This window comes from Methylobacterium sp. CM6257, assembly GCF_054611515.1.
The window spans coordinates 1,472,919-1,491,339 of the sequence record NZ_CM137735.1 but is presented as its reverse complement, the minus strand read 5'-3'; the positions used below and the strand labels follow the sequence as shown (position 1 = coordinate 1,491,339).

The window sequence follows — 18,421 nt, the reverse complement described above, 5'->3', positions numbered from 1 at the left end:
ACATGATCAGCCGCATCCTCAACTTCTCCGTGCACCAGCGCTGGCTGGTTCTGCTCCTGTCGCTGATGGCCGCCGGTTTCGGGGGCTACGCCCTGACGAAGTTGCCCATCGACGCAGTGCCCGACATCACCAACAACCAGGTTCAGATCAACGCGGTCGCGCCGTCCCTCTCGCCGGTGGACGTCGAGAAGATGGTCACCTACCCGGTCGAGACCGCGCTCGCCGGCATCAAGGGCCTGGAATACACCCGCTCGCTCTCGCGCAACGGCTTCTCGCAGGTGACCGCCGTATTCGCGGAGCGGCTCGACATCTACTTCGCCCGCCAGCAGGTCGCCGAGCGGCTCTCCCAGGTGAAGCAGGACCTGCCGCCCGGGGTCGAGCCGCACATGGGCCCGATCTCGACGGGGCTGGGCGAGATCTACATGTGGTCGGTGCGCTATGCGAAGCCGGGCGAGCGCAAGGTCTCGCCGGCGGGCAAGCCCGGCTGGCAGCCGGACGGGATCTATCTGACCCCGGAGGGCCAGCGGCTCCGGACCGAGCTGGAGCAGACTGCCTACCTGCGCACGGTTCAGGACTGGATCATCCGGCCGCAGATCAAGACCGTGCCGGGCGTGGCAGGCGTCGACGTCGTCGGCGGCTTCGAGAAGCAGTACCACGTCCAGCCCGACCCCACGAAGCTGACCGCCCTCGACCTGTCCTTCGGCGACGTCGCCCGGGCGCTCCAGGCCAACAACGCCAACCAGGGCGCCCGCTACCTGGAAGACAACGGCGAGGGCTACGTGGTGCGCGCAGCCGGCCGCCTGGAGAGCATGGACGAGATCGAGAACGTCCTCGTCACCACCCGGGGGGGCGTCCCGGTGCGTATCCGGGACATCGCCGAGGTCCGTATCGGGCGCGACCTGCGCACCGGCTCGGGCAGTCAGAACGGTCAGGAGGTGGTCGTCGGCACCGCGTTGATGCTCATCGGCGAGAACAGCCGCACCGTCTCGGCTGCGGTGGACGCCAAGATGGACCAGATCCGGCGCGCGCTGCCACCCGGTGTCGAGGTCCAGACCGTGCTCAATCGGACGCAGCTCGTCGAGGCGACGGTCAAGACGGTCGTGAAGAACCTGTCCGAGGGCGCGGCCCTGGTCATCGTCATCCTGTTCCTGTTGCTCGGCAACATCCGGGCCGCCATCATCACGGCTCTGGTCATCCCGGTCGCCATGTTGATGACCCTGACCGGGATGGTCGAGGCGAAGATCTCGGCTAACCTGATGAGCCTCGGGGCGCTCGATTTCGGGCTGATCGTCGACGGGGCGGTGATCATCACCGAGAACGCGCTCCGCCATCTCGCCGAGCGGCAGCAGGAGCTAGGCCGGACCCTCGAGACCGAGGATCGGCTTCAGACGGTGCGGGCCTCAGCCGAGGAGATGATCAAGCCCTCGCTCTACGGGCAGGCGATCATCATCCTAGTCTACGTCCCGCTCCTGACCTTCACGGGCGTCGAGGGCAAGATGTTCGAGCCGATGGCGCTGACCGTCATCATCGCCCTGGCTTCGGCCTTCCTCCTGTCGCTCACCTTCGTGCCGGCGCTTATCGCCGTCGTGATCACCGGAAGGGTGACCGAGAAGGACAACCTCATCATTCGCGCCCTCAAGGCGGTCTACCGGCCGGTGCTGGGCGCGGCGGTCCGGGCGCCGTTCGCCTTCGTCGGCGCGGCCCTCCTGCTGCTCGTCGGGGCGGGCATCCTGTTCACCCGCCTCGGGACCGAGTTCATCCCGCAGCTCGACGAGAAGAGCATAGCGCTGAACGCGACCCGGATCCCCTCCACCAGCCTCATCCAGTCGCAGGCGATGCAGCTCAAGGTCGAGCAGGTGGTCTCGAAGTTCCCGCAGGTCGCCTACGTGTTCTCGAAGACCGGTACCGCCGAGGTCGCTACTGACCCGATGCCGCCGAACTCTTCGGATACGTTCGTGATCCTCAAGCCCCAGGAAGAATGGCCGGATCCCGACCTGTCGAAGGCCGAGCTCCAGGAGCAGATCGAGAAGGCAGTGGGCGGGCTCGCCGGCAACGTCTATGAGTTCTCACAGCCAATCCAGCTGCGCTTCAACGAACTCCTGGCCGGGACCCGGGGCGACCTCGCCGTGAAGGTGTTCGGCGAGGAGTTCGAGCCGATGCTGAAGGCCGCCAACCAGGTCGCGGCGGCGCTGAAGGGCATCGACGGCGCCGAGGACGTGAAGGTCGAGCAGACCGCGGGCCTGCCTTTCCTAGACATCAAGATCAACAAGGCGGAGGCGGCGCGCCTCGGCCTCAGCACCGGGGCCATTCAGGAGGTCATCGGTGCGGCCATCGGCGGTAAGGAGGCGGGTGTCGTTTTCGAGGGCGACCGCCGCTTCCCCATCGTGGTGCGCCTGACGGACAAGGTTCGCGAGGACCGTGAGGCCCTGGAGAATATCCCCGTCCCGCTGCCTCCGGGTCCGAACGGACGGGCGACCTCCGTGCTCCTGAAGCAGGTGGCGAGCTTCTCGGTCACCGAGGGGCCGAACCAGATCTCGCGCGAGAACGGCAAGCGGCGCGTTGTTGTCACGGCCAACGTGCGCGGGCGCGATATCGGCTCGCTCGTCGCCGAGGCGCAGGCGAAGGTCGGGGCGCAGGTACAGCTTCCGCCAGGCTATTACGTGACCTGGGGCGGGCAGTTCGAGAACCTCGCCTCGGCCCGGCAGCGGCTGATGGTCGTGGTGCCGGTCTGCTTCTCTATGATCTTCCTGCTGCTCTACTCGGCATTGGGCTCGCCCCGGGACGCACTCTTGGTGTTCAGCGCCGTGCCGCTGGCGCTGACGGGGGGCATCTTCGCCCTCTGGCTTCGCGGCATGCCGGTCTCGGTACCGGCCGCGGTCGGCTTCATCGCGCTCTCGGGCGTCGCCGTCCTGAACGGCCTCGTGATGCTGACCTTCATCAAGCAGCTCGTGGCAATGGGACGCCCGAAGCGCGAGGCCATCCTGGAGGGGGCCATGACCCGGCTACGACCGGTGGCGATGACGGCGCTCGTCGCCTCGCTGGGCTTCGTTCCGATGGCCGTCGCCACTGAGACCGGCGCCGAGATCCAGCGGCCGCTCGCCACGGTGGTCATCGGCGGCTTGATCAGCGCGACCCTGCTGACCCTGATCGTGCTGCCGGCCCTGTACGCCCGGTTCGGCAAGACGACCGTGCCGGCGTTCGCGGAGAGCACCGCGGAGGCGAAGCCACGGCACCTCAGGGCGGCGGAGTAGGTGGAACGCGGGGGCCTGCCGCTGTCCCGGCGGCTCTCGCCCGGACAGCGGCAGGCCGCCCCCGACGAGCAGCAGGAGGGCCGCGCCGAGTGCTCACGCGCTGGTCAGGGTCGTGGTGTCGAGGCTTCGGCCGGCCTCGGTGCCGTAACGATCGAGGCGATCAAGACGAGAACCGGTACCGCGATGCAGCCGAAGCTCAGCCGGGCGATCCCGAAGGCCCCGCACAAGGCTCCCACCGTGAATGCGACAATGGCGGGCAACACGCGCAGGAACCGCGCGCGGGTCCGGGCGGGGTTCTGGGCTCGCCTCAGGGCGAGATCGGTGGCGTCGATCACGGCTTGGCTCACGCTCACGGTCATCACGGTGGTCGGAGCGAGGTGACCGAGCGACAGACGGCCGATGGCGTTCTGAAGACCCATCGCCGCGACCGCGAGCATCCCGATGATGATGGCCGGGGCGCCATCCGGCTCACCAAGGGGCGACCACAGGGTTCCGCACAGGCCGAACCCCGTGAGGACGGCTGCCTCGGCGGCGAGGAGCCAGGGCAGAGGATCGCAATCCCATCGCTCCAAGAGCAGCGACAGAATGCGCGCCGCCGCCACGGCCGCCATGAAAACGGGCAGCGCCAGAAGTTTTGCCAGGACGCCCGTCGAATTGGTGACCAGCTCGGCACCAATCAGGACGAAGTTTCCCGTCACATGGGCGGTGAACAGACCTGTCAGAGCGATGAAAGCCGCCGCATCGACGAACCCGGCGACGAAGGCGAGAGCGGTTCCGGCGGATGCGAGCCGATCGCGCCCCTCCGTTGGGCTAATCGCCATAGGGAGTCGCGGTCATCGCGACCGAGGTCCGCGGGTTGGCGTGGTACTCGGGCGACCGATTGCAGAGGGCCACGAGCGCGGCCACCAGCACGGCGGTCGTCGGCAGGAAGGCGAGCCCCTTATTGACGGAGTGCGCCCACTTCCCGAGCGCCTGGATGGCGACGAAGCCGCTGACGAAGATGCTGGCCATGACGACGGGACCGGTCATCGAGTGAGGCTGGGCCTTGCGCTTCAAACGGGTTCAGCCTGGATCCTAAGCCTGTCATGACCTTGGGCGGTACCGATATCGGCTATCACGAACCATGATGAGCAATCTGAACGTCGACTTGCTGCGCTCCTTCTTGGCCGTCGTCGACAGCCGCAGCTTCACAGCGGCTGCCCAGGTGCTCGGCGTGCGGCAATCCACGATCAGCGGGCACATTGCGCGCCTGGAACAAGCGCTCGGTCGCTGCCTCCTGATGCGGGACACGCATCGAGTCGCTCCGACGCCGGATGGCCAAGCCATGATCCGCTTCGCGCGCGACGTGCTGGACTCGCATGACCGGCTGCGCGCCTTCTTCTCGGCGAGCGGCCTACGCGGACGCATCCGCCTCGGCGTCTCCGAGGACTACACGCTATCGGCCCTGGCCCAAGTCCTGGCGCGTTTCGCGGACCGGCACCCCTCGGTGGACTTGCAGCTCACGGTCGGGCTCAGCCGGACCCTCTACCAGGCCTATGACGCGGGCGAGCTGGACGTGATCTTCTGCAAGCGTCGGCGCGGCGATTCGCGTGGCGCGCTGGTCTGGGCAGAGGATCTGATCTGGGCAGGCCGGCCCGGCTTCCTTCCCGATCCGGCGCTGCCCCTGCCCCTGGTCCTCTACCCGCCTCCCTCGATGACACGCACCCTCGCGCTGGATGCCCTCGAAGCGGCAGGCCGGTCCTGGCGGATCGCCTGCACCAGCGGCAGCCTGATGGGCGTTCGCGCGGCCGTCGAGGCCGGCCTCGGCATCGCGCCACACTCGGCCAAGGTGATGCCACCGGGACTGGCCCCTGTCCCAGAGATGGCTGGATTGCCCGCGATCGGCGAGGTGGAGTTCGTGGTGCTTGGATCGGGCGGCCATCACGCCACCGCGATGGCCTTGCAGGAGACAATCCTGGCGAGCACGGCGGAGCTGCAAGGTGCCACGGCAGCTTAGGTCATCAGACACATGACTGCAGTGCGCTCATTGTCGCCGTTCACTCAGCTCATCTTTCACGCCAGGCTTTGCTGATTTGGTCCATCAGCGGCTTCGTCAGATAGGACAGGACTGTGCGCTCACCGGTCTTAAGAAAGGCGTCGACCGGCATGCCCGGGACGAGACGAATCTCGCCCAGACGCGCGCGCTCGGCATCCGAGACCCTGATCCGCGCCTTGTAGAAGCTCAGGCCCGACTTCGGGTCCTGCGTCACGTCCGCAGCTACTCGATCCACGATCCCGTTGATCTCCGGTGTAGTGCGCTGATTGAGCGCCGAGAAGCGCAGCGTCGCCAGCTGATCGATCTGCACGTGGTCGATATCCTTGGGCTCCACCCGGACCTCAACCGCAAGTTCGTCTGACTCGGGGACGATCAGCATTGCGGGCTCGTTCGGGGTCACAAGTCCGCCCACCGTATGCACCGTCATCTGGTGAACGACGCCATCCTGCGGCGCCCGAAGATCGGTTCGCCGGAGCTGATCGAGGGCGGCCGTCCGCTTCTCCTCGTATTCTGACCATTTGCTGCGGATCTCGGTCAGGTCCTTGCTGACCTCGTTCCGCATGTCCTCGTCGACCTGCATGATCTGCAGCTCGACCTCGTTGATCTTGCCCTTGGTCTGCGCGATCGAGGCGGCGAGCCTGCCGCGATCCCCCTCGAGCCTCGCGGCTTCCCGTTCAAGCGCCGTCAGGCGCGGAAGCTGGATCAGGTTCTTGAGCCACAGCTCGCGAATCCCCTTCAGCTCCTGGTCGACCGCGGAGACCTCCCGCGTCTTCGCGGCAATCTGATCGTTGATCCCGGCGATCTCTTGGCTGAGCTGGGCGATGCGTTCGCGCAGTTGGGCCTTCCGACCCTGTCGCGCTTTGCTGCGCGCCAGGAACAGGCGCGTCTCGCTGTCGATGAGGCGGGCGACCGCGTCGTCCGATGCGGCCCGGGCCTGGAGATCGGAGGGAAAGTTGAGCGCGAAGTCGCCGTCGCGCTCCGCTTCCTCGCGCGTCCGCTTGGCCGCGAGGGCATCCATGGCGCGGAGAACAGTGTCGAGGATCGCCCGCGGCTGCGTCTCGTCGAGGCGTACGAGGATGTCGCCGGCCCTGACGTGCTCGCCTTCGTGCACGCGCAGCTCACCGACGATGCCACCGATCGGATGCTGAACCTTCTTCACATCGCTCTCGACCACAAGCCTTCCGGACGCGATGACCGCTCCACCGATCTGCGTGAAGCTCGCCCACCCGCCGACGCCGCCGACAAGTGCCGTAACCAACAGGGCGGTGAAGCGGACCTGCCGTCGGATCGCCGCCCGGGACGCATGGCCGAGCGTCGGCGACGCGTTCTGTGGTGCGGCGCGCATCGGAATGGCGGTGGGCATCCTGTCCCCTCCTCTGGGGCGTGAAGCGGGCACGACATCCCGCCACGACGCGCGGGAGTGCGGCGGATCGAGGCGCGGGTTCTGGAGCGGTCAGGCACTCATCCTGACGCCCGGCCGGTCTGGTCTCGACCGATGGGACCTTGTCGCACGGTCGTGGCACGGGTCCGTGACCCGGGTCACACAGCGGAGCGGGCGGGCAGCTTCCGGCCGCGCTACGGCAGCGTCCCGACGAAGCGGTGCGCGATGACCACCTTGCCGCCGCGCACGACCTCGAACGTCGCCTCGTAGCCCCCCGAACGGAAGCCCTCGGCCGGACGCCGCCTCCCGGTGAAAACCAGAGATTGCGCGCGTGGCTTGACCAGGGGCGGCAGCTGGTTCTCAGCGAGGATCTGCCCGTCCGGAGCCCGGACGACGAGACGCTGCACGTCGCCGGCCTCAAGGCTGATCGCCCGGACCCAGGCCACCAGGGTTTCAGCCCGAGCACTAAAGGGGCGGGCAGCCTCGGCCTCGACGGCCGCCATCGTCACGGGACTGTCCGAAAAGCCGGAATTGAGAACCGTTCCGGACCTGTAGACGAGACTCGCACGGACCGCGTCGTCCCAGAGGCTCACATCGCGGCCGTCACCGGTCGAGCCGTCGGGCGCGAAAGGATCAACCGTGCGACCGGCGCGGCGAACGGTGAAGTGCAGATGCGGAAACTCGGTGGCGCCGGAGAGGCCGGCGTGACCGATGACTTGGCCGGCCGTCACGGCCTCGCCGGGTTGCACCGTCACGCTGCCTTCGGCCAGATGGCAATACTGAGTCTCGTACGAATCTGCGTGCGCGATGACGAGGCCGTTTCCGCACTCGACGCCCGCCACCTTCGCCATCCCGGTCTCGCGAACTGAGATGTCGGGCGCATCGTTGCGGATCCGGAGCACCGTGCCGGCGGCGGCCGCCCGCACGGCTCCGAGCGGACCGGCCGCGGCGATGGAGGAAGGAAGGCGAAAGTCGGTGCCGTCGTGCCGGTCGTATGTCTGAGAACCTCCGGCGAAATCGCGCGCATCGGGACCAGGGTCGCGATCAACATAGTACTGGACGAAGCAGGTCCGGCCCGGATCGCAGGTGAGCGGAAGCTGCAGCCGGAGAGGATCGGCACCCGCTCGCATCGGCCAGAAGGTCGTCACGAGGAGGCAGGCGAAGACGTACGACGCTTTCATGATCGGCTCGCTCCCTGAGAATGGGGACGTACTTTCTTCATGCACATCCGAGTCGGATCGCCCGACCTCGCCCGGGCATGACTCCAAGACTCCCGGTAACCTCGGGATCTGAAGCGCCGCAGGCTTCGCGGGCGCCGGAACCGTCCGGAGTGTCTCGCTTGAGGCTTCCGCGGATCCAGTTCGGCGGCAGCAGGTCACCCTCTGCGGTGACGATCCAGGGTTGCCGGTCGGGATGGATCAGGACGGCGGCGGCCGCGGCGATCGCTTCGCGCAGACTGTCGAACTGCTCGGGATGCCTTGAAAGGAAGCGGGCCGCTCCGGCGTGCCAAACCTTGAGGGATGCGGGCCGTTCAAGGGTTTCGACTTCCATTGCTCCGGTTCCTTATGCGGCGTCGCGCGGCCTCCCGATGGGATCCGGCGGCTTCAGGTTCAGGTCACCTGCTCCTGTTCTGGCCCTGAGTGTTCCACCCGCCCGGATCGACGACTGTGAGACAGATCACCGAGCCTCACCCGTCTGGCATGGACTCGCGACGCCCGCCCACGTGCCGGTGACGGTCGGCCATTCTCGGAGAGCAGGCCGCACGCCGCCAGAAGAAGCCGGATTTCCCGCGCGGCGCGTCGGCCGGTCTCGTCATGCCGGTCGGACCGCGCACCCGCCTGTCGCGGTCGTCGGCCGGGGCCAAGGACCCGCGTTCGTGCAGCCCGGCGAAGCCGGGGCACGTCCGTCGCGCGAGACTGACGGAACCGACGTGATCTCGATCACAGTCCGCCGCGGGACTGCCGGTCCATACCCGATCTCACGATACGCGGCAGACGCGAGCCAGTCGCCGCGTACACGTCGGCGACGCCTTCCCGAGGAGAATGATCATGTTCGATTTCTTGAAGAAGTGGCGTGAAGCGCCGGCTTCCAAGCGGGTCACCGAAGTGGGCTGGACCATCGCCGATACGAAGGCGGCCCTCATCTGGGACGACCCGGAGCCGTTCCGGCGAGACCTCGGTCGGGCCGCATCGGCCAAATCCGTGCAGGGCTGCCCGGCAGCGGTCGATTTCGACGCCCGGCATATCGTGATCCGGTGCCCCGTCGACCTCCATCTACGCATCAACCTGGAGGAGGGTCGTGCCCCAGTCCTGGAGAACGTGGACGGCGCCCGCAGCACGATCCGCCCCAAGCACATCGGCCAGATGGTCAGCATCGTGAACCCGGCGGAGTGGCGTCACCCGAAGCGGCCGATCCTCCAGATCATCACGCCCTACATCTTCCTCTCGGACGAGGTCGCCTACATCAACCAACTGCCGCCGTTTCTCGACTACCAAGCCGACCCGCTGCCGGGAACGCTGATCAGCGGCCGCTTCCCGGTTCACATCTGGCCGCGACCCCTGATGTGGGCCTTCGAGTGGCACGACACGTCGAAGAACCTGATCCTGCGCCGCGGACAGCCCTGGTTCTACGTGCGCTTCGACACCCTTGATCCCTCGAAGCCGACGCGCCTCGTGGAGGCGGAGATCACGCCACAGGTGCAGCGCTACATCGACGATATCAGCGGCGTCACAAACTACGTGAATCGCACCTACGCGCTGTTCGAGAGGGCGAAGAAGCGCCGGCCCGACCAGTTGCTCGTCCCGCGCGCAGACCGGAAGGCGACGCGTTCGGCCGCCAAGTGTCCGATGGCCGCGTGAGCACATCCGGTTGAGGCCGGCGAAGCGGTCAGATGGCTCAGCCGGTCAACCGTCGAAGTCTCCCTGTGTGAGCCTGCTCACGGACCCTCGGCCCTGGTGGTTCCAAACACATGCATCCGGGCCACGCGCCCTCGGGATCCACAGCCCGGGGCCACGCTGGGCTCCTTGGCCAGACCATCCAACAGAGGGACGAAGTGCGATGAAACCGGCTTCCGTCGAACTGGGCGCGGCACTGTCGAGCTGCCGCCCGGCCCTGGTCAGCCTCATCGTCACCAGCGGCCTCCTCAACATCCTGTATCTTACAGCCTCATTCTTCATGTTGCTGATCTCAGACCGCATTCTCCCGAGCCGGTCCGTGCCGTCTCTTGTCGGTCTCGTCCTCCTGGCCCTGATGCTCTACGCGTTCCAGAGCGCTCTCGAGGCTCTTAGGGGCCGCATCCTGAGCCGGATCGGCGCCGTCCTTGACGAGTGCTTGAGTCCCCGCGTCTTCGAGGCGCTGGTGCGCGGTCCGCTGGACGGGGCGGCGCCCCCGAACAGCCAGATGCCGCTGCGCGATCTCGATCAGGTGCGCGGCTTCCTCGGAGGCTCGGCACCGACGGCACTGTGCGACCTGCCCTGGATGCCGCTCTATTTCATCATCTGCTTCCTGTTCCATCCGCTGATCGGGTTCGCCACCGTCTCGGGAGCGCTCCTTCTCGTTGTGATCACCCTGGTCGCCGACCGCCTCACCCGCGGCCCGTCGAAGGTGGCGACCGAGCACGGGCAGCGTCGGGGTACCGTCACAGAAGCCAGCTGCCGCAACGCCGACGTCCTGATCGCGATGGGCATGCAGGGCCACTTCGCCGCCCGATGGCAAGAAGCCCACTACCATTACCTCTTGGCGCAGCAGCGCGTGAGCGACGTCGCGGGAGCCTCAAGCGCTGTCTCCAAGGCCGCTCGCATGGCCCTGCAATCGGGCGTCCTGGCGCTCGGCGCCTATCTGGTGATCCGCGGCCAGAGTTCGCCCGGCATCATTATCGCTTCGTCGATCCTGCTCGGCCGCGCCCTCGCGCCGCTCGATGCGACGATCGCGAACTGGAAAGGCGTCATCGCCGCGCAACAGAGCTGGAGCCGGCTCGCCGACACGATCGCCAAGGCCTCGGCGGCACGACCCACTTCCGCCCTGCCGGCGCCCAAGCACGTGCTCAAGGTGGATGGTGTGAGCGTGGCCCCGCCGGGCGGCACCCGCCTCACGGTGAAGGAAGTGCGGTTCAGCCTGAAGGCAGGGCAAGCCCTCGCGGTCACCGGCCCGAGCGGATCGGGCAAGTCGACCCTGGTCCGGGCGCTCGTCGGCATCCTTCCCATGGCCCGGGGAATGGTCTGGCTCGATACTGTCCCGATCACACAGTGGCAGGCCGCCGATTTCGGCCGCCACGTAGGGTACCTTCCGCAGGACGTCTCGCTCTTCGCCGGCACGGTGGCGGAAAACATCGCTCGCTTCGCCCCCCACGCGGACCGCGCCGAGATCGAGGAGGCCGCGCGACAGGCCGGAGTCCACGAGCTGATCGAGCGCCTGCCGGAGGGCTACGACACCGTGCTGGGCGACGGCGGCACGGGCCTTTCGGGCGGACAACGGCAGCGCATCGGTCTCGCCCGCGCCCTCTTCGGCTCGCCTTTCCTCCTCGTGCTCGATGAGCCGAACGCTAACCTCGACGGAGAGGGCGACGCTGCCCTGAATCGGGCGATTCTCAGCGTCCGGGCCCGCGGCGGCATCGTCATCATCGTGGCCCACCGGATGAGCGCACTCGCTGCCGTGGACCTGATGCTGACGATCGAGGACGGCCAGGTCGCGGCTTTCGGAACCAAGGACGAGGTGCTCCGCAAGATCCGCGGCCATTCAGGCGGCGAGTCGGGCGCCGCGCGGACCGACGCCGGTTCCGGCCGCCCGGTGGCGCACCATCCCCCGATGCACATCGTGAAGGAGAGCGCCTGACACCATTCGGCTTCCGGCAGCAGCCGGGCTTCGGTTCACGCACAGTCGACGTCCCCTCGAGCGGGCGGTCCGGTCATCCGGGCCGCCCGCTCTCGGTTGGCCGGGCACGCGCGGGATGACGGTTGCGCCGCGCGGCACGGGTCTGCGCGGCCTGCAGGTTACCCATCCCGTGAAGGGACAACGTCGGCTGTGCAGCCACGCCGCCGCCAAGTCCGGCTGGGCGCGAAACCGCCCGGTTCGAGCCAGCGGTCTCATGTGCTCCTCGGGCAAGGCGGCTGTTCGAAATCCCGATGCGGGTCCCGCCCGCGCCGATCCCGAGCTCAGATCCGGAACGAGCCCGAACGGGCCGCGGGAAAGCCGGCGCGGCCAGCGAACGGTACGGAGTCCGGGGTGCGGGCTCGTAGGGGTTGCCCAGCTGTCGCCGCGCTATAAGGGCTCGCACGGGAGGGACACGTGAATCCGGTCCGGCCGACGGAAAAAGCAGTCTGCGCAGATCACGCCGCACCGGCCGGACTGCACGCGCGGTGAGAAGCGCGCGGACGACCGGGTCCTTATCGACAGCCTCGTGGCTGTGCTGATGAGTGGTGGAGGCCCTGCCTACGCTCCGCGCGGGGTCACGGGCTGACGACGCTCGCCCAAGGGCTTCAAAATTCTGGCTGAGTCAGTGGAACTGCCAACCGCGTATCCAGCCCGAAATCAAACCAATCGACAGCCAATCAGGCCAAGGAAAAGGTTCGAGCGCGATGGCTATACCTTTGAAGTGCCGAGATTGAATCGAAGACGGATTGAAACACAAAATCACGCCCAATATACGGCGGAAAAGGCGGGCTGCAGCGGTAACGTTGACGGCAGAGCTGTCGTCGCGGCCGGCGGCGCAACTTGATTGTCGCAAATCGCTCGTCCGTCGACCAGACCTGATCCGTGAGTTCCTCCGGGGGCAGCGCGGAAGACGCTGTAGCCGGGCGTACCGGCAGCACGCGGCCGAGATTCAATGCTGCGAAACGCGCTTCAGCCGCGCACGTCCTCCCATCTGCTCATCCTGCGACCCATTGTGATCTTCATCACAGTATCTGATCTTGCCTCGCGGTAAATCAAAGGCGGCTTCGACGAGGAAATCTCCGGATCTAATCTCTCAAGCTGAAGACCAAATCTGCGCGATCTATTCAAGATCGAAGTGCAACAGAGCGGTAAATCTCCGTTCGACATTCAATGGAGCACGATTATGGCTAAGGTTCACAGCAACGACGTCATCTACGGCGGTGACGGCAATGACACCATCTACGGCGGTAGCGGCAACGACACCATCTACGGCGGTGGCGGCAACGACACCGTTTACGGCGGTGGCGGCAAGGACACCATTTACGGCGGTGGCGGCGATGACACCGTCTACGGTGGCAAGGGCAACGACACCATCTACGGCGGAGCTGGCAACGACCACCTCTACGGCGGCAAGGGTGACGACACCATCTACGGTGGCAAGGGTAACGACACCATCCACGGCGGGGCCGGCAACGACCACCTCTACGGCGGCAAGGGTGACGACACCATCTACGGTGGCAAGGGTAACGACACCATCCACGGCGGGGCCGGCAACGACCACCTCTACGGCGGCAAGGGTGACGACACCATCTACGGTGGCAAGGGTAACGACACCATCCACGGCGGGGCCGGCAACGACCACCTCTACGGCGGCAAGGGTGACGACACCATCTACGGTGGCAAGGGTAACGACACCATCCACGGCGGGGCCGGCAACGACCACCTCTACGGCGGCAAGGGTGACGACACCATCTACGGTGGCAAGGGTAACGACACCATCCACGGCGGGGCCGGCAACGACCACCTCTACGGCGGCAAGGGTGACGACACCATCTACGGTGGCAAGGGTAACGACACCATCCACGGCGGGGCTGGCAACGACCACCTCTACGGCGGCAAGGGTGACGACACCATCTACGGTGGCAAGGGTAACGACACCATCCACGGCGGGGCCGGCAACGACCACCTCTACGGCGGCAAGGGTGACGACACGATCTACGGTGGCAAGGGCAACGACACCATCCACGGCGGGGCTGGCAACGACCACCTCTACGGCGGCAAGGGTGACGACACGATCTACGGTGGCAAGGGCAACGACACCATCCACGGCGGGGCTGGCAACGACCACCTCTACGGCGGCAAGGGTGACGACACCATCTACGGTGGCAAGGGCAACGACACCATCCACGGCGGGGCCGGCAACGACCACCTCTACGGCGGCAAGGGTGACGACACGATCTACGGTGGCAAGGGCAACGACACCATCCACGGCGGGGCCGGCAACGACCACCTCTACGGCGGCAAGGGTGACGACACGATCTACGGTGGCAAGGGCAACGACACCATCCACGGCGGGGCCGGCAACGACCACCTCTACGGCGGCAAGGGTGACGACACGATCTACGGTGGCAAGGGCAACGACACCATCCACGGCGGGGCCGGCAACGACCACCTCTACGGCGGCAGCGGACCTGCGGACCATGGCCACGAGCAGATGCCGGCTCACCAGGACGTGGGGGGGCACGTCGATGCTCACGTTCCCGACATGGGCATGTTCCACTGAACGCGGTGATCGGCGGAACCTGACGGTCACAAGCCCATGACGGAGTGCCCCGCCAAGTTTACTTGGCGGGGCACCTTTTCGTCTGAGCAGATCCGGGGAGAGGTGCGTGAATCTCTCGCTCAGTCCGCGGCTGCCTCTCCGGCAAGATCCGCGTCGCTGTGATCTTCGTCACAGCCGTTCAGCGCGCGCGGGGCGACACTCGGCATCAGAACACGAGCCGATGGGAGGATGTCATGAGGCGCTCGACCGAGTTGCGCGTAAAATGCCAGATTTGGCGAGACTTGGACCTCATCCTGGCGCAGCGTGCCGCTTTCGACGGCCTGCGCAAGCGAGGAGAGCCAGACACGAAATCCGCCACCAATCGTTAGGCGGGCTGCGCGGCGGTGATCCGGCGTCGCCTCGTGACGCGGATCGCGGGAGCGGTCGTCATCCGCGCGGGGACCGAACGACCCAGCGGACAATCATCTACCGGCTGTGGTGGCGCCGGGGTCGCGGTTTGCGGCCGGTTCGCGTCACGGTCACCCGGATCACGTTGGACATCACGGGTGGCTTGTGCGGGACATGGTCGGCATCGGCGAGAACCAGCTGCAGGCTGTGCGTGCCGAGGGGCAGCGTCACGAGCGCCTCCGTCTGGCCCAGCCCGAAGTGCAGGTGCTCGAAATCGTTCGGGATCCGCTCATCGAGTGCGTGCAGGGACGTGTCGATCAGCAGGTGGTGGTGACCCGTATTCGCCTTGTCGAAACCGGCCGGAGCCACACCCATCCCGGTCAGGCCGAAGCGGATGAGCGTCTTGCGCCCCACGTAGTCGCCGTTGTGCGGCTGAACGAAATACACGCGCGCTCCCGGCGGAGACGGACGCTGCTGGACCGGCCCTCCCCCCGTCGCGGCGGCGGGCTCGGCGGCGTGGGAAGCGACCCGGACCTTGATGACCTCGGAAACGACCGGGGGATTGTGTGGGATGTGGTCCTTGTCGGCGAGCAGAAGTTGGAGCGTGTGTTCGCCCGGGGTCAGTTCGATCTCAGCCTCGGTCTGCCCAGCGCCGAAATGCACGTGGTTGAAGTCATTCGGGATCGGCCGGTCCAAGGCTGGCATCGGCGCGTCGATGAGAAGATGATGGTGTCCGGAGTTCGGACGATCCAAGCCTGCCGGTGCGACACCCATGTTCCGCAGACCGAAATGGATCGTCGTTTTGGGCGGCAGCGTAGAGCCGTTCTTGACATCGACGAAGTAGACCGCCGCACCCGCCGGCGATGGCGTCGGCCCACCTTTGCGCTCTTGTGCGGCCACGGCGGACGCGGTCAGCAGCAGAACAAGTGCCGCTCGAGGCAACCCGCCCGCAATTGGTTTCACCGCATCAATCACAATGCCTCCTGCGCAACGCGCTGATCAGAGCTCGCATTTTGACGGAGTGCGACGTCGTTTCGATCCGAACGGAACGATCGCAAATCCATACTACGGCGCCGCTGGACTGGCAATCGAAACCTATTGATATCTTGACTGAAGCGACACGGGGCCAGGAATGAGCGAACGTTCGGCGTAATCCATCATTGCGCTTCGGCTAATTCTACATACACTGCAGTCCTCGCTCGTCCGCTCATAGCGTGCAGGTCATCGTTCATGCCAGGACGGATCGATGTTCGGAGCCCTCCGGAGCCGCAGTCCCGGGCGGGGTTGCCCGGCCGCATCCGCCGGTGCGGCATGCTGATCTTGCTGACGCTCTTGACCCTCAGTGGACTGATTCTGTCAGTACAGCCCGGACAGGCCCAGAACCCGATCGGAGCCGGACGGCGTTTCGCCCTGCTCATCGCGAACAGCCGTTATCCCGATGCGCAGGGATCGTTGCCGACGATCGCAAAAGACGGGCGGCTCCTCGCAGAGGAGTTGCGGCGTCTCGAATTCGACGTCGATCTGCGCGAGAATCTAAGGCGCGAGGACGTCCAGCCGACATTGGACGCGTTCTATGCCAAGCTCAATGCCGGCGCGGCTGCCTTGGTGTATTTTGGCGGATACGGCATCCAGATCGAGCGCCAGAGCTACCTAATTCCCGTCAACGCGCAGATCTGGTCCGAGACGGAAGTCCGCCGTGATGGCATCAGCCTCGACGCGATCCTGAGCGAGTTGAACCGACGCGGCGTGCGCGTGAAGATCGCGGTTATCGACGCGGCCCGGCAGAACCCGTTCGAGCGCCGCTTCCGAGCCTCGTCCGCGGGTTTGGCGCCGGTCGATGCACCGGAGGGGAGCCTGATCCTGTTCTCGGCCCCACCGGGGAAGGTGGTGCGCGAGGATGACGGTGATGTCAGCCTTTTCATGAGCGAACTCGGGAAAGAACTGCGCGCGCCGAACATCACTGCGGAAGAGGCCTTCACGCACACCCGGATCGGGGTGTCACGCGCATCGAAGGCGGAGCGCGTTCCCTGGATTTCCTCCTCCTTGATCGAGGAGTTTCGTTTTGCCGTCGCGCCGTCCAACGCGCCATCGGCGATCATGACGGATCGGGCCAGCCGGCCCGAGCCGTCTCGCCTCGCCCGTCGTCCGCCTTCCGACCCCGTCGGATCGCCCCTACCCGCGCCAACTCCGACACCTCCCCCCGTGACCGTGCCGTCGACCGTCGCGGCCTTGCCTGCCCCGGCGCCACCGGCCGCGCCGGCTCCGCCGCGGTCCCAGACGCCGCAGGAGGGCAATCAGACGGCAGGACAGAGCCTGCGGGACTGCGAGACGTGCCCCGAACTCGTCATCCTGCGGGCGGGGACGTTCGAGATGGGCGCCGGCGCTCTGCCGTTCGACCGGCCTGTTCACCGGGTGACCATCCCGCGCCCATTCGCGATCGCTCGCCGAGAGACGACCGTCAACGAGTGGCGCAGCTGCGTCGAGGCCGGGGCCTGCAAGTACCGGCCGAACGCGGCGGAGGAGCAGTCCGGTACGCACCCGATCACGAACGTGAGCTGGTTCGACGCGCAAGAGTATGTCGCGTGGCTCAGCGCGCACACGCGGCGGACCTACCGCCTGCCGAGCGAGGCGGAATGGGAATACGCCGCGCGCGGTGGGACAAACACCACCTTCGCCTGGGGGCCTCATGTCGGCGAGAGCAAGGCAAATTGCCGGGAGTGCAGCCGCACTGCCAGCCGGGAGCTGTCCAGCGTCGCGAGCTTTGCGCCCAACGGGTTCGGCCTGTTCGACATGGCTGGCAACGCCGCCGAATGGGTTGAGGATTGCTGGAATGAATCCTATCGGGGCGCCCCACAGGATGGAACGGCTTGGCTGACCGGGAACTGCAGCCAGCGCGTCCTTCGGGGCGGCTCATTCGACAGCGCGGCCACCTACGTGAAGCCCACCGCGCGTTTCCGCTACGATGCCGACGTCCGCTACTATGCCAACGGCTTCCGGGTGGTGCGCGCGCTGCCATGACGTGGATCACGCCGCACGCCCCGTCCGGAGCCCGGACGCGCCGCAGCCCCGGATGTCCAAATGTGACGCATCCGCCCTGGCGCATCGTCCGATCACGCGCACGAAGGCTCCTGCGCCACTCGAGCCAGCGCCTCGGCATTGACGAGTACGACGCAGCCACGGCGAAGATCGATGTATCCGGCGCGGCGCCAGACCTGCAATTGGCGGTTCACGCTCTCGCGCGTGCCGCCCACGAATGCGCCGAGCTGCTCCTGTGAGATCTGGATCTCGTTGCCGAAATCCTCGGCCAGAATTGTCAACCGGCGGGCGAGACGGACACCCAGCGACAGCGTCGCCAGCTCGGTCATCTGGCCGGCAATGTAGCGGATCCGGCTGCAGAGCAGGCCGATCAGCCGGACGGCCACGTCGGGCTCGCGCCTGAGATAGGCGAGAAGATCGGAGCGCCGCAGGACGAAGACCTCGCTCGCCACGGCAGCCACCGCATCGGCCGTGCGCTCGCGCCCGTCGAGAAGGGCGATCTCGCCGAACAGGTCGCCGGCGCCGAGGCTGTTCAGCACGATGCGTCGCCCGGCCTCGGTTCCGGTCTCGATCCGGATTTCACCGCGCCTGACGCCGTAGAGCGCATCACCGGGATCGCCGACTTGGAACAGAATCTCGCCGGCCCGCAATGCGCGCGTCGTCGCCATCCCGGAAAGACAATCGATCACCTCAGGGCCGAGATCCGAGAACAGCGGATTCACGCTCAGAAGCGGACCAAAACCGGAGCCCTTCGCCATCAACGCCATCCCGAGATCATGTGCGCGTCAGAGTCTCGCGCGAACGCAGGTGATCGAGCAATAGCTTGTTTTCAGTTGCTCAAAGTTCGCTGTTCGACCATGCTGGTTGTAGAGCATTCGATCGTGGTCCACGCCACCCAT

Annotated in this window: 12 protein-coding genes; 6 read left to right on the top strand and 6 right to left on the bottom strand. The window is 66.6% G+C overall.

Annotated elements, in window-relative coordinates:
* Window positions 1–2 precede the first annotated feature (2 nt).
* Entirely contained in the window at window positions 3–3,251 is a 3,249-nt protein-coding gene (locus ACYCO6_RS07110) for an efflux RND transporter permease subunit (RefSeq protein WP_459770577.1), read from the top strand.
* A 104-nt stretch (window positions 3,252–3,355) separates the two neighbouring features.
* On the opposite strand, the gene ACYCO6_RS07105 is transcribed toward ACYCO6_RS07110, so the two are convergent.
* Entirely contained in the window at window positions 3,356–4,072 is a 717-nt protein-coding gene (locus ACYCO6_RS07105; RefSeq protein WP_459770575.1) for a YoaK family protein, read from the bottom strand.
* Window positions 4,062–4,280: a hypothetical protein gene (locus ACYCO6_RS07100; RefSeq protein ID WP_459770573.1), complete on the bottom strand. Its 219-nt coding sequence runs from the start codon at window positions 4,278–4,280 to the stop codon at window positions 4,062–4,064. Before ACYCO6_RS07100 ends, ACYCO6_RS07105 begins: the two co-directional genes overlap by 11 nt.
* A 97-nt stretch (window positions 4,281–4,377) precedes the next feature.
* On the opposite strand from ACYCO6_RS07100, the gene ACYCO6_RS07095 reads away from it, so the two are divergent.
* The gene (locus ACYCO6_RS07095; protein WP_459773455.1) at window positions 4,378–5,247 is read left to right on the top strand and encodes a LysR family transcriptional regulator; all 870 of its coding nucleotides are present in this window, start codon (window positions 4,378–4,380) and stop codon (window positions 5,245–5,247) included.
* A 49-nt stretch (window positions 5,248–5,296) separates the two neighbouring features.
* On the opposite strand, the gene ACYCO6_RS07090 is transcribed toward ACYCO6_RS07095, so the two are convergent.
* A complete protein-coding gene (locus ACYCO6_RS07090; RefSeq protein ID WP_459770571.1) occupies window positions 5,297–6,649 on the bottom strand; it encodes an HlyD family type I secretion periplasmic adaptor subunit in 1,353 nt (450 codons plus the stop codon).
* Window positions 6,650–6,861: 212 nt separating this feature from the next.
* Window positions 6,862–7,848 (bottom strand): M23 family metallopeptidase, encoded by a 987-nt coding sequence (locus tag ACYCO6_RS07085; protein ID WP_459770570.1) that lies wholly within the window; start codon window positions 7,846–7,848, stop codon window positions 6,862–6,864.
* 867 nt (window positions 7,849–8,715) lie between these two features.
* Between ACYCO6_RS07085 and ACYCO6_RS07080 the strand changes: the two genes are divergently transcribed.
* The 3 genes from ACYCO6_RS07080 to ACYCO6_RS07070 all read left to right on the top strand — a co-directional run bounded on the left by ACYCO6_RS07080 (window position 8,716) and on the right by ACYCO6_RS07070 (window position 14,099).
* Window positions 8,716–9,525, top strand: coding sequence for a hypothetical protein (locus ACYCO6_RS07080; protein ID WP_459770568.1), 810 nt, complete (start codon window positions 8,716–8,718; stop codon window positions 9,523–9,525).
* 199 nt (window positions 9,526–9,724) lie between these two features.
* A complete protein-coding gene (locus ACYCO6_RS07075; RefSeq protein ID WP_459770566.1) occupies window positions 9,725–11,497 on the top strand; it encodes a type I secretion system permease/ATPase in 1,773 nt (590 codons plus the stop codon).
* Window positions 11,498–12,719: 1,222 nt separating this feature from the next.
* The gene (locus tag ACYCO6_RS07070) at window positions 12,720–14,099 is read left to right on the top strand and encodes a calcium-binding protein (RefSeq protein WP_459770563.1); all 1,380 of its coding nucleotides are present in this window, start codon (window positions 12,720–12,722) and stop codon (window positions 14,097–14,099) included.
* 465 nt (window positions 14,100–14,564) lie between these two features.
* Here ACYCO6_RS07070 and ACYCO6_RS07065 read toward each other — a convergent pair whose 3' ends face one another.
* On the bottom strand, window positions 14,565–15,461 hold the full coding sequence (locus ACYCO6_RS07065; protein ID WP_459770561.1) for a DUF4399 domain-containing protein: 897 nt from the start codon (window positions 15,459–15,461) through the stop codon (window positions 14,565–14,567).
* Window positions 15,462–15,716: 255 nt separating this feature from the next.
* Here ACYCO6_RS07065 and ACYCO6_RS07060 point away from each other — a divergent pair, with 255 nt between their 5' ends.
* Entirely contained in the window at window positions 15,717–17,504 is a 1,788-nt protein-coding gene (locus ACYCO6_RS07060; RefSeq protein ID WP_459770559.1) for an SUMF1/EgtB/PvdO family nonheme iron enzyme, read from the top strand.
* 92 nt (window positions 17,505–17,596) lie between these two features.
* On the opposite strand, the gene ACYCO6_RS07055 is transcribed toward ACYCO6_RS07060, so the two are convergent.
* The gene (locus ACYCO6_RS07055; RefSeq protein WP_459770557.1) at window positions 17,597–18,280 is read right to left on the bottom strand and encodes a Crp/Fnr family transcriptional regulator; all 684 of its coding nucleotides are present in this window, start codon (window positions 18,278–18,280) and stop codon (window positions 17,597–17,599) included.
* Window positions 18,281–18,421: the final 141 nt, after the last annotated feature.

Excerpts from the sequence above, each read along its gene's own strand:
- ACYCO6_RS07110 (WP_459770577.1), top strand. The coding sequence starts at position 3 with ATGATCAGCCGCATCCTCAACTTCTCCGTGCACCAGCGCTGGCTGGTT.
- ACYCO6_RS07105 (WP_459770575.1), bottom strand. The coding sequence starts at position 4,072 with ATGGCGATTAGCCCAACGGAGGGGCGCGATCGGCTCGCATCCGCCGGA.
- ACYCO6_RS07100 (WP_459770573.1), bottom strand. The coding sequence starts at position 4,280 with ATGACCGGTCCCGTCGTCATGGCCAGCATCTTCGTCAGCGGCTTCGTC.
- ACYCO6_RS07095 (WP_459773455.1), top strand. The coding sequence starts at position 4,378 with ATGAGCAATCTGAACGTCGACTTGCTGCGCTCCTTCTTGGCCGTCGTC.
- ACYCO6_RS07090 (WP_459770571.1), bottom strand. The coding sequence starts at position 6,649 with ATGCCCACCGCCATTCCGATGCGCGCCGCACCACAGAACGCGTCGCCG.
- ACYCO6_RS07085 (WP_459770570.1), bottom strand. The coding sequence starts at position 7,848 with ATGAAAGCGTCGTACGTCTTCGCCTGCCTCCTCGTGACGACCTTCTGG.
- ACYCO6_RS07080 (WP_459770568.1), top strand. The coding sequence starts at position 8,716 with ATGTTCGATTTCTTGAAGAAGTGGCGTGAAGCGCCGGCTTCCAAGCGG.
- ACYCO6_RS07075 (WP_459770566.1), top strand. The coding sequence starts at position 9,725 with ATGAAACCGGCTTCCGTCGAACTGGGCGCGGCACTGTCGAGCTGCCGC.
- ACYCO6_RS07070 (WP_459770563.1), top strand. The coding sequence starts at position 12,720 with ATGGCTAAGGTTCACAGCAACGACGTCATCTACGGCGGTGACGGCAAT.
- ACYCO6_RS07060 (WP_459770559.1), top strand. The coding sequence starts at position 15,717 with ATGCCAGGACGGATCGATGTTCGGAGCCCTCCGGAGCCGCAGTCCCGG.
- ACYCO6_RS07055 (WP_459770557.1), bottom strand. The coding sequence starts at position 18,280 with ATGGCGAAGGGCTCCGGTTTTGGTCCGCTTCTGAGCGTGAATCCGCTG.